The 14,011-nt window shown below is 40.4% G+C and carries 8 protein-coding genes and 1 pseudogene; 6 read left to right on the top strand and 3 right to left on the bottom strand.

Annotated features, from left to right (window positions below; genetic code table 11):
- Nucleotides 1-3: 3 nt before the first annotated feature.
- The 4 genes and pseudogenes from I588_RS08680 (at nucleotide 4) to I588_RS08665 (ending at nucleotide 6,685) form a co-directional block, all read left to right on the top strand.
- Nucleotides 4-2,229 (top strand): glycoside hydrolase family 31 protein, encoded by a 2,226-nt coding sequence (locus tag I588_RS08680; protein ID WP_010755414.1) that lies wholly within the window; start codon nucleotides 4-6, stop codon nucleotides 2,227-2,229.
- A 16-nt stretch (nucleotides 2,230-2,245) separates the two neighbouring features.
- Nucleotides 2,246-3,910 (top strand): glycoside hydrolase family 13 protein, encoded by a 1,665-nt coding sequence (locus tag I588_RS08675; protein ID WP_010755415.1) that lies wholly within the window; start codon nucleotides 2,246-2,248, stop codon nucleotides 3,908-3,910.
- Nucleotides 3,907-5,532 (top strand): annotated as a pseudogene (locus I588_RS27875) (alpha-glucosidase). The gene I588_RS08675 and the pseudogene I588_RS27875 overlap by 4 nt, the downstream one beginning before the upstream one ends.
- Nucleotides 5,533-5,575: 43 nt before the next feature.
- Nucleotides 5,576-6,685 carry an ABC transporter ATP-binding protein gene (locus I588_RS08665; RefSeq protein ID WP_010755418.1) on the top strand — a complete coding sequence of 370 codons (1,110 nt, stop codon included), beginning with the start codon at nucleotides 5,576-5,578 and terminating at the stop codon, nucleotides 6,683-6,685.
- Nucleotides 6,686-6,971: 286 nt separating this feature from the next.
- Here the strand turns inward: I588_RS08665 and I588_RS08660 are convergent, their stop codons facing one another.
- From I588_RS08660 to I588_RS08650, 3 genes are read right to left on the bottom strand one after another with little or no spacing between them, the layout of a single operon-like run.
- Entirely contained in the window at nucleotides 6,972-8,585 is a 1,614-nt protein-coding gene (locus I588_RS08660) for a response regulator transcription factor (RefSeq protein ID WP_010755419.1), read from the bottom strand.
- Nucleotides 8,578-10,035, bottom strand: a complete 1,458-nt coding sequence (locus I588_RS08655; RefSeq protein ID WP_010755420.1) for a sensor histidine kinase — start codon at nucleotides 10,033-10,035, stop codon at nucleotides 8,578-8,580. Before I588_RS08655 ends, I588_RS08660 begins: the two co-directional genes overlap by 8 nt.
- A complete protein-coding gene (locus I588_RS08650; RefSeq protein ID WP_010755421.1) occupies nucleotides 10,035-11,000 on the bottom strand; it encodes an ABC transporter substrate-binding protein in 966 nt (321 codons plus the stop codon). The genes I588_RS08655 and I588_RS08650 overlap by 1 nt, the downstream gene beginning before the upstream one ends.
- 259 nt (nucleotides 11,001-11,259) lie before the next feature.
- Between I588_RS08650 and I588_RS08645 the strand changes: the two genes are divergently transcribed.
- Nucleotides 11,260-12,261 carry an ABC transporter substrate-binding protein gene (locus tag I588_RS08645; protein ID WP_010755422.1) on the top strand — a complete coding sequence of 334 codons (1,002 nt, stop codon included), beginning with the start codon at nucleotides 11,260-11,262 and terminating at the stop codon, nucleotides 12,259-12,261.
- 257 nt (nucleotides 12,262-12,518) lie between these two features.
- Nucleotides 12,519-14,009 carry a sugar ABC transporter ATP-binding protein gene (locus I588_RS08640; RefSeq protein ID WP_245569559.1) on the top strand — a complete coding sequence of 497 codons (1,491 nt, stop codon included), beginning with the start codon at nucleotides 12,519-12,521 and terminating at the stop codon, nucleotides 14,007-14,009.
- Nucleotides 14,010-14,011: the final 2 nt, after the last annotated feature.

The raw sequence follows: 14,011 nt of genomic DNA, 5'->3' as shown, positions 1-14,011 counted from the left end.
CAAATGACGAAAATATTTCAGGGAGACAATTACCGTATCACGGTTTTAACCCGTCAGCTGGTACGATTAGAGTATTCACCAGCCGGCTACTTTGAAGATGGACTAACGCAGGTTGTTCAAAATCGGGATTTTCCAGATGTGGCATTTGAAGTAAATGAAGACCATAAAAAGGTAGAAATTATCACAGATGCTTTTCACATTCACTATAAAAAAGGCCCTTTTTCGCCTCAAAATCTATTTATAGATGCTCGCAATAATTATTCAGCTTACGGGAATCGCTGGTATTATGGTGAAACCTACGAAACCTTAAAGGGAACTGCTCGAACCTTGGATGGTGCCAATGGAGCGATCGAACTGGATGAAGGAATTCTCAGTAAAAACGGCTTCGCGGTCTTGGATGATTCCGATAGCTTTCTATTAGGAGCAGATGGCCCGAACGTTCGGCCGGAGAAGGAAATCGATCTTTATTTCTTTGCCCATGGTCGAGACTATTTAGGTGCGCTAAAGGATTTTTATCAATTAACTGGACAGACACCTTTATTACCTCGATATGCATTAGGAAACTGGTGGAGCCGCTTTTGGCGTTATTCAGAAGATGAATACTTAGAATTAATGGAACACTTTGAAAAAGAACAGGTTCCTTTAGCGGTCAGTGTAATTGATATGGACTGGCATTTAACAGAAGTTCCTGAGCGTTTTGGCAGTGGATGGACGGGCTACACATGGAACCACGAGTTGTTTCCAGATCCTAAGCGTTTTTTGAAAAAACTACGAAACAAAGGCTTGGCTACGACTTTAAATGTTCATCCTGCTGATGGAATTCGAGCTTTTGAGGCGGCCTATCCACAAGTTGCCAAACGAATAGGGTTGAATCAGGAATTAGAAACCCCAGCAATCTTTGATATAGCCGATCCAGCGTTCCGCGAGGCCTATTTTGAAGATGTGCACCATCCCTTGGAGGAACAAGGTGTTGATTTTTGGTGGATTGATTGGCAGCAGGGCATTAAAGGAAAAATGTCTGAAATGGATCCTTTGTGGTTGTTAAATTATTACCATTATCAAGATATTTCAAGAAAAGGCAAACACGACATCATACTCTCTCGTTATGCGGGACCAGGTAGTCATCGTTATCCGGTTGGTTTTTCAGGTGACACAATAACCACATGGGAGTCATTGGCATTTCAACCCTATTTTACAAGTACGGCTTCCAATATCGGGTATACCTGGTGGAGTCATGATATTGGTGGACATATCGGAGGTTCTCATGACGAAGAACTGGCGTTGCGTTGGTTCCAATTTGGTGTATTTAGCCCCATCAATCGGTTGCATAGTGCTCCTAGTCCTTTCAGTGGAAAGGAACCTTGGAGTTATTCAGAAAGAACCTGTCAAGGGATGAAGAAATTTCTGCATTTACGTCATGAACTGCTACCCTACTTATATACAATGAATGTTAGAACAAATGAGGATAGTTTACCATTAATACAGCCGATGTACTATCACTATCCACAAGTGGAAGCTAGCTATCAAGTACCCAACCAATATTTTTTTGGCAGTGAGTTCATCGTGGCACCGATTACTGAAAAAGCCAACGCAACTTATAAGACAGCCAAGACAGAGGTTTGGCTGCCAGAAGGAACTTGGTATGATTTCTTCACTGGAATGAAATATGAAGGGGATTCTCAGTTAGACATCTACCGTCAAGTAGATGAGATACCTGTTTTTGTAAAAGCAGGTGGACTGATTCCTTTAGATCATCAGCCTGTGCTGACGGGAACGGACCTGCCAGAACAAATAGATTGGCATATTTTCCCAGGAGCATCCAATTGTTTCGAATTAGTGGAAGATGAAGCAGATCTACGAGTAGTTACTACGCTTACTTTAGATTGGGAAAACCGCAAGTTGACGCTAGAAATTTCTGGTGATCAGCAAATACTTCCAGAAGAACGCCAGCACCAATTGATTTTTCATAATTTACAGACAGAAGAAATCATTTTAGGCAATGCTGATCAAGAATATAATTTTAACGAGTTTCTCCCACATGTGGAAGATCGAAATGCTCGATTATTTGAATGTTTAAACAATGCTGAAATTGCTTATGACTTGAAGGATAGTATCTGGTCTCAGTTAAAGGATAATCACAATCACAGGCAAGTAATGAAGATCATTCAGCGTCTAGAGCCAGAATTACGAAATCGTATTTTTGAAATTTATTACACAGAAGAAAATTAACAAAAGGAGCCAAACAATGACTAAGAATTGGTGGCAGGAAGTAGTTGTTTATCAAATTTATCCCCGCAGCTTTAAAGATAGTAACGGAGACGGAATTGGTGATATTCAAGGGATAATTGAGAAGCTGGATTATTTACAAAAACTTGGTATTGGTGCTATCTGGCTGTCACCAGTGTATCAGTCGCCAAATGATGATAACGGTTATGATATTTCTGATTATCAAGCAATTATGCAGGAATTTGGTGAGATGGCTGATATGGAGATATTTATATCAGAAGCTAATAAGCGCGATATTCGCATAGTGATGGATTTAGTTGTTAATCATACTTCTGATGAGCATAATTGGTTTATTGAAGCTAAAAAAGGACGAGACAATCCGTATCGGGATTACTATGTCTGGTCTGATCCAGGAGTGGATGGTGGTGTACCTAACAACCTCACTTCAACCTTTTCAGGTCCTGCCTGGGAGTTGGATGAAGCCAGTGGACAGTACTATTTTCATTTATTTAGCAAAAAACAACCAGATTTAAACTGGGAGAACCCTCAAGTACGTCAGGCTGTTTACGATATGATGAATTTTTGGATTGCAAAAGGGATCGGCGGGTTCCGAATGGATGTCATCGACTTAATTGGTAAAGTACCTTTAGAAGGAATCACTGGAAATGGACCTAAACTTCACCAGTACTTGCAGGAAATGAATCAAAAAACCTTTGGGGCGTATGATTTGTTGACAGTTGGCGAAACTTGGGGAGCAACTCCAGAACTTGCTAAGCTGTATTCGGATCCTAAACGTAATGAACTGTCAATGGTTTTCCAATTTGAACATGTCTCTTTGGATCAGCAGCCAGGAAAAGATAAATGGGACTTATATCCGCTTGATGTGGGTGAATTAAAAAAAGTCTTAACTAAATGGCAGGTAAAATTGGGTAACGATGGGTGGAATTCCTTATTTTGGAATAATCATGATCTACCACGTATTATTTCCCGCTGGGGCAACGATCAAGAGTATCGTGAGGAAAGTGGCAAACTGTTAGCTATTTTACTGCATATGATGAGAGGGACTCCATATATTTATCAAGGTGAAGAAATTGGAATGATCAATACACCGATTAACGATATCGCTGAAGCAGAAGATATTGAGTCGATCAATATGTACCATGAAAGGCTAGAAGCCGGGTTTGATTCAAAAGATATTTTAGCCTCGATTAATGCAAAAGGACGAGACAATGCTAGAAGGCCAATGGCTTGGGACAATAGTGATCAAGGCGGTTTTACAACAGGAACACCTTGGTTGGAGCTAAATGAAAATTATGAAACGATCAATGTGGCTGCTGCTTTAGCTGATCCCAATTCGCTGTTTTATACATATCAGCAATTGATTCAGCTGCGTAAAGAATACCCACTCATGGTATGGGGAGAATTTGAACTTTTGGATACTGCTGAGCAAGTATTCAGCTTTTATCGAACGTATCAAGATCAGCGCTGGCTGATTATCACTAATTTTTCAAATGAAGAGCAGGTATTTTCTTGTGAGGATAAGATTGAGGAACTAATCATTCAAAATTATAGGTGTCCGATAAACCAGCTTAGCAATATAAAGCTTCGACCTTGGCAGGCTCTAGTTTTCAAAGTGAAAAATGAAGTAGCTAGACTAAGTAGCAATGAGGAGAAGAAGCTATGAGCAGCTGGTGGAAGGAAGCAATAGGGTATCAAATTTACCCAAGGAGTTTTAAGGATACAAACCAAGACGGGATTGGAGATATTAATGGAATTCGAGAAAAGCTGCCGTATCTAAAGGAACTGGGTGTTGACTTTATCTGGATCACTCCTATCTATCAATCGCCAAATGTTGATAATGGGTACGATATTTCCGATTATTGCAGCATATCTGAAGATTTTGGGACGATGGAAGATTTTAAGCAGCTAGTTTATGAAGCAAAACAAGTGGAAATTAAGCTGATTATGGATTTAGTTATCAATCACACTTCAAATCAGCATTACTGGTTTGAAAAATCTCGGGAAAACGACACTAATGACTATAGTGATTACTATATTTGGCACAAGCCAGTTAATGGTCAAGCACCAAACGACTGGCAAGCAATCTTTGGCGGTTCAGTTTGGGAATTTGATGAAACTAGAGGAGAGTATTATTTCCATACTTTTGCCAAAGAACAGCCAGATTTAAACTGGGATTCTGAAGCAATGAAGCGGCAGGTTTTTGCCATGATTGAATGGTGGATTGCTCAAGGAATTGACGGTTTTCGGATTGATGCTATTTCTCATATAAAAAAATCCGAGTGGAACCAGCCCTTCTGTCCAGAAAGACCATTTGAGCATTTTCAAAATACCGAAGGCATCGATAGCTACCTGAAAGAATTAAGCAGCTTATTAAAAAAACATCAGATGATGTCAGTAGGGGAAGCGTCGGGTGTCTATGCTGAAGAAGCGACTAAGTGGGTAGGGCCAGATGGCCATTTTGATATGATGTTTGAGTTTGAGCACATCAATCTTTAGCGAACAGAAGCCAACCAAGGTCTCGACTTTCGATCTTTCAAACAATCGCTTATTCGTTGGCAAACCGCCTTGAGTAACGGGAAGGGTTGGAATGCCTTATACATGGAAAATCATGACATTCCTAGAAGTGTTTCTGTTTTTGGAAATGACCACCCAGAGTATCGCATACTTTCAGGGAAAGCCTTAGCCATGACTTTCATGCTACTGCAAGGGACGCCGTTCATTTATCAAGGGCAAGAAATTGGCATGACGAACGCTCCTTTCACGGCTATCAATCAAATTGATGCTGTAGACTCAGTCCATTTGTACAATCAATTGCTAGAAACAAAAAAATCGCCAAAAGAGGCTATGAAAATCGTTGCCGATACCACCCGTGACAATGCAAGAACTCCTATGCAGTGGGATGATTCAGAATATGCTGGATTTTCTGAGGCTAAGCCATGGTTACTGATCAACCCAAATAAAATAGACATCAACGTAGAAAACGAGAGAAGTAATCAACAATCATTGTTCCACTTTTATCAGCAGCTTATTCGTCTTAGAAAAGAAAATACAGGGCTTACTTATGGAGAGTTCCGTTCAATTGAAATTTCACAGGACGCAGTCTTTTGCTATGAACGATTCGATGCATCAAGCCGGTTCATAATAATAGTGAATTTAGGTGAAACTGAACAAGTGATTGACTCGCTAGAAGAATTTTTTAACTATCCAATTATGTTAACCAATTATGATTCGATAAGTACAAATATATTACGTTCCTATGAGGCAAGGCTGTATAAAATTATGTAAACGGCAGCTAATTCCAGAGACATCCTGAAAGGCGGAACTACTAATGGTAGAAATGGCATTAAAACAAATCTATAAAAAATATGACAATAACGAAAACTATTCGGTTACTGATTTTAATTTAACAATTTCAGATAAAGAATTTATCGTTTTCGTAGGTCCTTCTGGCTGTGGGAAATCCACAACCTTGCGCATGATCGCAGGCTTAGAAGATATTTCTGAAGGTGAATTTAGTATTGGTAATAAGGTGATGAATGATGTCGCTCCAAAAGATCGAGATATTGCGATGGTATTTCAAAATTATGCTCTTTATCCTCATATGACTGTTTATGATAATATGGCTTTTGGCCTTAAATTACGCAAATATAATAAGGAAGAAATTAAGAAAAAAGTTGTTCATGCTGCAGATATTTTAGGCTTGACAGAATATTTGGATCGAAAGCCAGCGGCATTATCAGGTGGACAGAGGCAACGGGTTGCTCTAGGACGTGCAATTGTACGAGATGCAAAAGTCTTTTTAATGGACGAACCTTTATCTAATTTAGATGCTAAGTTGCGGGTTGCTATGCGGGCGGAAATCGCCAAGTTGCATCGAAGTTTGGGGACCACAACGATTTATGTGACTCACGATCAGACAGAAGCGATGACCATGGCAGATCGAATTGTTATTATGAAAGATGGCTTTGTTCAGCAGATAGGGTCCCCTAAAGAAGTCTATAACTCACCAGTTAATATGTTTGTGGCCAGCTTTATCGGTTCACCGGCTATGAATTTCTTCGAGGTAATCATTGAGGAAGATCAAATATTAGCTGAAGGAAATCTAAAAATGAAGATCCCAGAAGGCAAAGCTAAGGCTCTTCTTGAAAAAGGTTATAACAAACAAGAAGTGGTATTTGGTATTCGTCCAGAGGATATTCACAGCGAACAAGTAGCGATTGAAGCGTCAATCGATTCGACAATTCTGGCAACGATTGAAGTATCTGAACTATTAGGAGCAGAAACTATGCTGCATTCGAGAATTGGTCAAACTGGTTTTATTTCAAAAGTAAACGCCCGTGATACTTATGATCCTGGTGCAAGAGTCACTCTTGCTTTTAATATGAATAAGGCACACTTCTTTGACAAAGCAACAGGAGAAGTCATTAAACTTCCTTAATAGACTCCTCAGCTGGAACAGAAAAAGTTCATCCAGCCAATGAAATACTTATTTTTGTGAACCTCTCGCCATGTCTTCGTCTGACACCCTTTCGTCAGATCAGACAAAAGCTGCTTAAATGACAGCTGATGGCAGTTAAGTGTTCTATATATTACGTTCAGCAATCGGACGTAAGCGCTATGCAGTGGATTATCTTTTGACGAGCAGCGAAAACTCTTCAAAAGACGATTCCACTGTATTTTTTGTAATAGAAGTCATGTTGACTGTATCTGAGAAACAGACTTTTTCAGTGACTCTGATCGTCATACCTTGCCTTTTTTGTATGCTGTTTCCGATATTCCTTTGGAGACAATCCATTTCTCTTCTTAAAGGTAAAGCTGAAATAATTGGGATCATTGTAGCCTATTTCAAAGGTAATATCGATTATTTTGTGTTGGGTTTCAGTCAACAGCTTTTTGGCTTGCTCCATCCGAATATTTGTTAAATAGTCAATAAAGGTAATGCCTTCGATTTGCGAAAAAATAGTACTTAAATAGGCCGGACTTAATTCTAGATGGTCAGCTAGAAACTGCAAGGAAAGATTTGGGTTATTGTAGTTTTCTCGCAAGTAGTCCACACACTTTTGGATCAGTAAGTCTGCTCTTGAATGAGCCCCGTCTGTCCGTTCTTGTTTTTTTAGCCGTTCCACCTCTTCCAAAAGCAAGCGACTTGTCAGTTTAAACAGGGTAGGAGTCTGGCAAATCATTTCAAGGTTGCTGCTGGAATATTCCTGCGTTAATTCGTCGTAGCTTGTCTCATCCATTTGCTTAATCCATAAAAAGAAGGTGTCTAAAATGGCTTGGTTTAATATTAATGGATTGGTGGTTTTGTCTGTGATTTGAATCGTTTCTATGTCCTTTAATATTTCAGGAATGTTCAAGCTTTCCGCTTCTAGCAGCTTCATTAAGGTAACTGAAAATTCCTTGGGTACTCTTGAAGAAGGAACAGTCAGCTCAACAATCTGTTGTTGAGGAGAAAAGCTCGTTAAAGCAAGAGCATCTTCACTTTTTTGAATGGCTGAAGCCAATTCGGAAAGGCGATTCGTTGTGCTGCCGATCCCAATTAAGAAGGTTTCGATGGCTTGTTTGCGTAATTCATATTGAATAATGTCAGCAACATAATAGGCCTTATTCAGGGATTCTTTAAAGCTGTTGCCTGCAATTATGCCGACCATTGTAAAATTATCGAATATAGTTAATAATACATGATCATCTGCTTGAAACAATTCAGAAAAACGAGTGATGAGTTGGTAATAAAAGGATTTATTCGCCGATAACGGCTCCAGCTTGGCAGTCAAAATCGTAAAGGTCTTACCAACAAATGTGATAGCCAAGCGTTTTTCACGTTCAAACAAATCATCTGCACTGTATTTGCCTTCCTTCAGCTTCTTCACAAAATGTTCTTTATAATACTCAAAATCAATCATGATCTCCTGATTTAAAGGATTGCTTTGCTCCAGCAGCTTTTTTTCACGCTTGCCCCGAATCCGTTTCAGCACATCATCTAATTCTTTCGACAGGATGGGCTTTGTTAAATAGCCGTCTACTCCAACAGTAATCGCTTCTTGTAAATACTCAAAATCTTGATGGCCACTGATGATTACCACATGCAGCCAAGGAAACAGCTCCTTTGCATACTTGGCTAAAGTTAAACCATCCATAAAAGGCATGCGAATATCGGTCAATAGAATGTCTGGTTTAATCTCCCGCATCATAGATAGAGCAATTTCTCCATCACTGGCTTCACCAGCGTAAACAATCTGATGGGACTCTTCGTAGGTCACCAAAAGATTTCGCAGACTTTCTCGAATCAGCAATTCATCTTCAACAATAAATACCTTCAGTAAGGACTGATCAGTCATTTTTTTCACCCTTTTCTGGCAAAATAATTGTTACACTCGTTCCCATGTCATAGTGACTTTCAATCAACAGTTCAGCTTCATCAGCAAAATAAAGCTTTAAGCGGCGATACACGTTGTATAAGCCATAGCCGTGAAGCTGATTTGAAAAGTCTTCATCGGTGATGACCTTTTCTAGATTCTCTTTCACCTTGGCTAAATCTGCTTCCGTCATTCCAGTGCCATTGTCTGTCACCGTGAAAAAGAGCTGTTGATCCTTTCTGCCAGCTAGAATTTCTACTAAACCACGTTTTCGGCTTTTTTTAATCCCATGATAAACCGCGTTTTCTACTAACGGCTGTAAAATCATTTTCAAGATAACTTCTTGATTCAAGCTAGGATCAACAGTGATTTCGTAGGATAAAATAGGGCCGTAACGGGTTTTCAAAATATCCAGATAGCTTTTTACATGCTTCATCTCTGTGGAAACGGTGGTCCACTCGTTCCCCTTGTTTAAGGTGATTTTGAAGAAATTCGACAAGGCGTAGGTAATTTCCTCCACCCGTTGATTGTCGCCTTGCTGGGCTAAGGACACGATGGCATCCAAGGTATTGTAAATGAAGTGAGGGGTAATCTGCGCCTGCAGTACCTTCATTTCTGATAAAGCCAGACTTTTTTGTTTTTGTGTATTTTCATCGAATAAGCGTTCAATCTGATTAGCCATTTGATTCAAGTTATTCCCTAGTGAGTCAAGCTCGGTGACATGAACATGATCGACCCGTGCTTGCCAATTTCCCTGAGAAATTTCAGCAGTCATCTGGGAAAAATTGGTGATAGGCTCCTGAATCGTGCGGTCCAAGTAGCGCTGGAAAGAACGGATGAAAATCAACAAAGCAAAAACAAGGAGCAGCTCTAAAATAACCAGCACAATAATGACGGTAGACATGTAATTATTCTTTTGAGCAGCTACGTTAATTTCACTGGCTACATACTCTCCTAACGTATCTTCCAGTAGCTCATTGACTTCATAAATTTCCTCTAGAACTTTTTCATTTTCCTCCACGGGAAGATTGTTGTTGATATTAGAGTCAATGCGCCAAGCATAATGCTCTACGGTTTCTAAGATACGGGAGGCAACAACAGCTGTTTGCCGCAATTCAGTAGTAGAAGCCGCAGCTTTTAACTCGGTTAATTTTTCAGCATACATAGTAATAACCGCAATCGGATTCTGTTCATCGGTGGCTTTTCCGGCAACTTGATACCAGAGCGCATTGTTAATCTCAGCAGGAGCGGAGGAACGAATTTCATCCGCGTTGTTTACATTTTTAATGATGTTGCGGTACTGATTCATACTGATGAAATAAAACAAGGAAATCAATACGACTGGCAAAACCGTTAACAAAATCATCAGCCGATGACTAAAATGTAAGGCCCCTTGAATACTGGTAGCAGTGAGCGCCTTTAGCTTCAACATTAATACCCCCGATCCTTGATGGCAGCTAAATCAGAAAACTCGGAAAAAACCTGTTCAGAAAGGTAGTTATGCTTTTCCAGTTTTCCGTTGTTCAATAAATGATTAATGGTGGTCATCAGCTTAGGTCCGCTATTGGGATTACATTCCACCGTACAATTAATTTTGCCTGCTTTTAACAGCTCAATCGCTTCCTGCTGGGCATCTACAGAAACAATCACAATATCTTTCCCAGGTTCGATTGTAGTCGTTTCTAAATATTCCACAATTCCTACGGTCATGTCATCATTGTGGCTGAAGATGACATCAATGTTTTCCAATTGTCCTGCTTGGTCCAGCTTTCTAATCACTTGTTTTCCTTTTGATAGCATGTAATCACCGTTTTCTGAAGTGATAATGCTGAAGCGAGGATCGGTATTTATTATCTCGCGAAAGCCTTCTCCACGTTTTTCAGCTGAGGAGGAGCCAGGGGTCCCGGTAATTTCTACGATTTCGATCGAGTCCTCGTAACCAGCAAATTTCTTTTGTAAAAATTCAGCGGCTCTTCTGCCTTGGGCAATCCCATCAGTTCCAACTAGTGTTTGATACAGACTGGGATCATCTACAACAATACTGCGATCATTCAAGATTACAGGGATATCCGCTTCCTTGGCTTCTTCCAGAACATTCTCCCAGCCAGTCTCAACAATAGGGGATAGAACGATCACATCTACTCTTGAAGCAATAAAGGAGCGGAGATCTTTGATTTGCTTATTTTGTTTTTGCTGGCCATTTGCAAATAGGATCTTATAATCAGTCATTTCAGCCGCTTCTAAAATTGATTGTGTATTGCGCTCACGCCAAGCGCTTTCACTTCCCAGCTGAGAAAAACCGATGACAATCTCTTTTTCCGGTTCGGACTTTTCCTCGCAGCCACCAACCAAAAAGCTCAAGAAAATAAACAACAAAAGTGTGATCCGCTTCTTCATAACTTCCCTCCTAAGTTAGCTAATCCTATAAATTAATAATAACCGATGCCGGCATTTTGGTGAATGGCCTAACCCGTTAATTTTCAGGAATCAACAGGGATCAAAAGAATTTCAAGGAAAAATCAAAAGATATCCAAGAAAGCGTTATCCTGCTGCGGTGAAGCGAAAATATTCAAAGATTTTACCCAAAAATAAGAATGAAACCGCTAGCAACAAACGCTTACACTTAACTCATAAGAAAAAAGGAGGCAAACAGTCAATGAAAAAAAATCTGTTTAAAACAATGTTAGGGTTAGTAATTTGTGGCGCTTTTTTAGCAGGGTGTGGAAATGGAGGAGGCGATGCCAAAGCAGATGACAAATCTGATGGTAAGGTAACAGTCGGATTTTCTCAGCTAGGTGCAGAGTCCCAATGGCGAACAGCCAATACAAAATCTGTTCAGGATGCGGCTAAAAACAATGACAAGATTACGCTTAAATTCTCTGATGCCCAGCAAAAGCAGGAAAACCAAATCTCTGCAATTCGCAATTTTATTCAACAGGGAGTAGATGTAATTGCGGTAGCACCGGTTGTTGAAACCGGCTGGGAAACCGTCTTAACTGAGGCCAAGGATGCAAATATTCCAGTTATTCTAGTAGATCGCCAAATCACTGGGAAAAATGTAGATGAGCTGTACACCTCTTGGATTGGTGCTGATATGAAAGAGGAAGGTGTGAAGGCTGCTACTTGGTTAGAAGGTTACTTGAAGGAACAAGGCAAGGATCAAGAACAAATGAATATTGCACATCTTCAAGGAACAACCGGTTCTTCTGCTCAGGTCGGACGTACGGAAGGGCTGGAAGAAGGAGTAAAGGCGAATAAAAACTGGAAAATTATTGAGCAGCAGTCTGGTAACTTTACTCGTGCAGAAGGAAAAGAAGTAATGGAAGCTTTCTTAAAATCCTCAGGGGATAAAATCAACGTGCTGGTTTCAGAGAACGATGATATGACTATGGGAGCTATCCAAGCCATTGAAGAAGTCGGAAAAGTGCCAGGTAAGGACATCATCATTATTTCCTTTGATGGAACCAATGATGCTTTGCAGCAAATCAAAGACGGCAAAATCAATGCAGTCATTGAATGTAATCCATTGTCAGGAGAAGACATTATGGAGACTGCAACAAAGATTAAAAACGGAGAAGATGTTGAAAAAGAAGTCTTCGTTGAAGAAGGAATCTTTGATGCAAAGAATGTCGAAGAAAACATGCCTCGACCATATTAACCTTAAGTGACTGTGACATAAAACGTCACAGTCACTAAAAACGTATAATCGGTGTGACTGAAGCAACTCCTTCGGAAATAAGCCGAATAATCGCAAAAATATGAGAAGCTCCGGGTAGGTACTGTTCGACATCAACTCCGATGTCCGTTGTGTCTCTCAGCAATTTTCGGATTATCCGTCTTATTTCTCGGAGCTGAACGCTTCTGTCACAACCTCCAACTATTGACACTACAAGGGAGTGAGAACTATTGGAAGAAGTGGTATTAGCCTTGCAGCATGTATCCAAGGAGTTTCCTGGTGTGAAGGCCTTAGATGACGTGCAATTGAACTTATACAAAGGGGAAGTCCATGCCTTAATGGGAGAAAACGGTGCTGGAAAATCAACGATGATCAAAGTGATCACTGGCGTACACACCAAGACACAGGGAACAATTTCCTTAAACGGCAAAGAAATTGATCCTCAAAGTCCCGAAGAAGCGCAAAGAGAAGGAATTAGTACGGTTTATCAAGAAATCAATCTATGCCCCAATTTAACAGTAGCTGAGAATATTTACATTGGCCGGCAGCCCATGAAGCAGGGGCGTGTAGACTGGAAAACGATGAACCAAAAAGCCAAGGCATTATTAGAATCGCTGCACATCCAGGTAGACGTCACCGAAACCTTGGACAATTATTCTGTCTCTATCCAACAGATGATTGCGATTGCTCGAGCGGTAGATATGTCAGCAGGTGTCCTGATTTTAGATGAACCAACCTCCAGCTTGGATGAAAACGAAGTAGAACAATTATTTGGTATTATACGGAACTTAAAAGAGCAAGGCATGGCAATTCTGTTTGTCACGCACTTTTTGGATCAGGTCTATGCTGTTTCCGATCGAATTACTGTTTTGCGAAATGGCAAGTTTGTAGGCGAATATTTGGCCAGTCAATTAAGCCAAATTGAATTAGTTACCAAAATGATCGGTCAGGAATTCAAGGATGAGGATACTCGCGCCTTCCGCAAGGATCAAGAGTATTCCCGAGAAATTTTCGCCAAGATGGAAAAGGTAACTAAGCGAGGAGTGCTTTACGACTATTCAATGGATATTCGCAAAGGGGAGGTATTAGGCCTAGCTGGACTTTTAGGATCGGGCCGCAGTGAAATTGCGGAATTATTATTTGGCGCAAAGCAATTTGACAGCGGTGTGCTGTACATCGGCCAGGAAGAAATAAAACGAATGTTTCCTCAAAAGGCAATCAAGGAAAACATGGGCTTTTGTTCAGAGGATCGCAAAGCTTCAGGAATCGTTGCTGATTTAAGCATTCGAGAAAATATCATTTTATCGTTGCAGGCACGCAAAGGCTTAAAAAAGATCCCGGAAAAGCAGCAAAAGGAAATAGCCGATAAATACATCAAGCTGTTAAATATCAAAACACCCAATGCCGAGAAGAAAATTGGTGAGCTGTCCGGTGGGAACCAACAAAAAGTCCTGCTGGCACGTTGGCTGGTAACTGAGCCGGAGCTGCTGATTTTAGATGAACCGACCAGAGGGATTGATATCGGTTCGAAACGGGAAATTGAACAATTGATTTTGAAACTCTCAAGAGAAGGAATGTCCATCTTGTTCATTTCCTCAGAATATGAAGAAATGATTCGTTGCTGCGACCGTATTTTGGTGATGCGGGACCGTGAGCAGGTGGGGACGTTAATTGAAGAACGAATTTCTGAAGAGAACATTATGAAGGCGATTGCCGGAGAGGCGGTGTAAAA

Origin of the sequence: Enterococcus pallens ATCC BAA-351, from assembly GCF_000407485.1 — a bacterium.
GTDB classification, from domain to species: Bacteria; Bacillota; Bacilli; order Lactobacillales; family Enterococcaceae; genus Enterococcus_A; species Enterococcus_A pallens.
The sequence above is the reverse complement of the archived record's forward strand: the minus strand, read 5'-3'. Positions and strand labels throughout refer to the sequence as shown.

Excerpts from the sequence above, each read along its gene's own strand:
- I588_RS08680 (WP_010755414.1), top strand. The coding sequence starts at position 4 with ATGACGAAAATATTTCAGGGAGACAATTACCGTATCACGGTTTTAACC.
- I588_RS08650 (WP_010755421.1), bottom strand. The coding sequence starts at position 11,000 with ATGAAGAAGCGGATCACACTTTTGTTGTTTATTTTCTTGAGCTTTTTG.
- I588_RS08660 (WP_010755419.1), bottom strand. The coding sequence starts at position 8,585 with ATGACTGATCAGTCCTTACTGAAGGTATTTATTGTTGAAGATGAATTG.
- I588_RS08665 (WP_010755418.1), top strand. The coding sequence starts at position 5,576 with ATGGTAGAAATGGCATTAAAACAAATCTATAAAAAATATGACAATAAC.
- I588_RS08645 (WP_010755422.1), top strand. The coding sequence starts at position 11,260 with ATGAAAAAAAATCTGTTTAAAACAATGTTAGGGTTAGTAATTTGTGGC.
- I588_RS08655 (WP_010755420.1), bottom strand. The coding sequence starts at position 10,035 with ATGTTGAAGCTAAAGGCGCTCACTGCTACCAGTATTCAAGGGGCCTTA.
- I588_RS08675 (WP_010755415.1), top strand. The coding sequence starts at position 2,246 with ATGACTAAGAATTGGTGGCAGGAAGTAGTTGTTTATCAAATTTATCCC.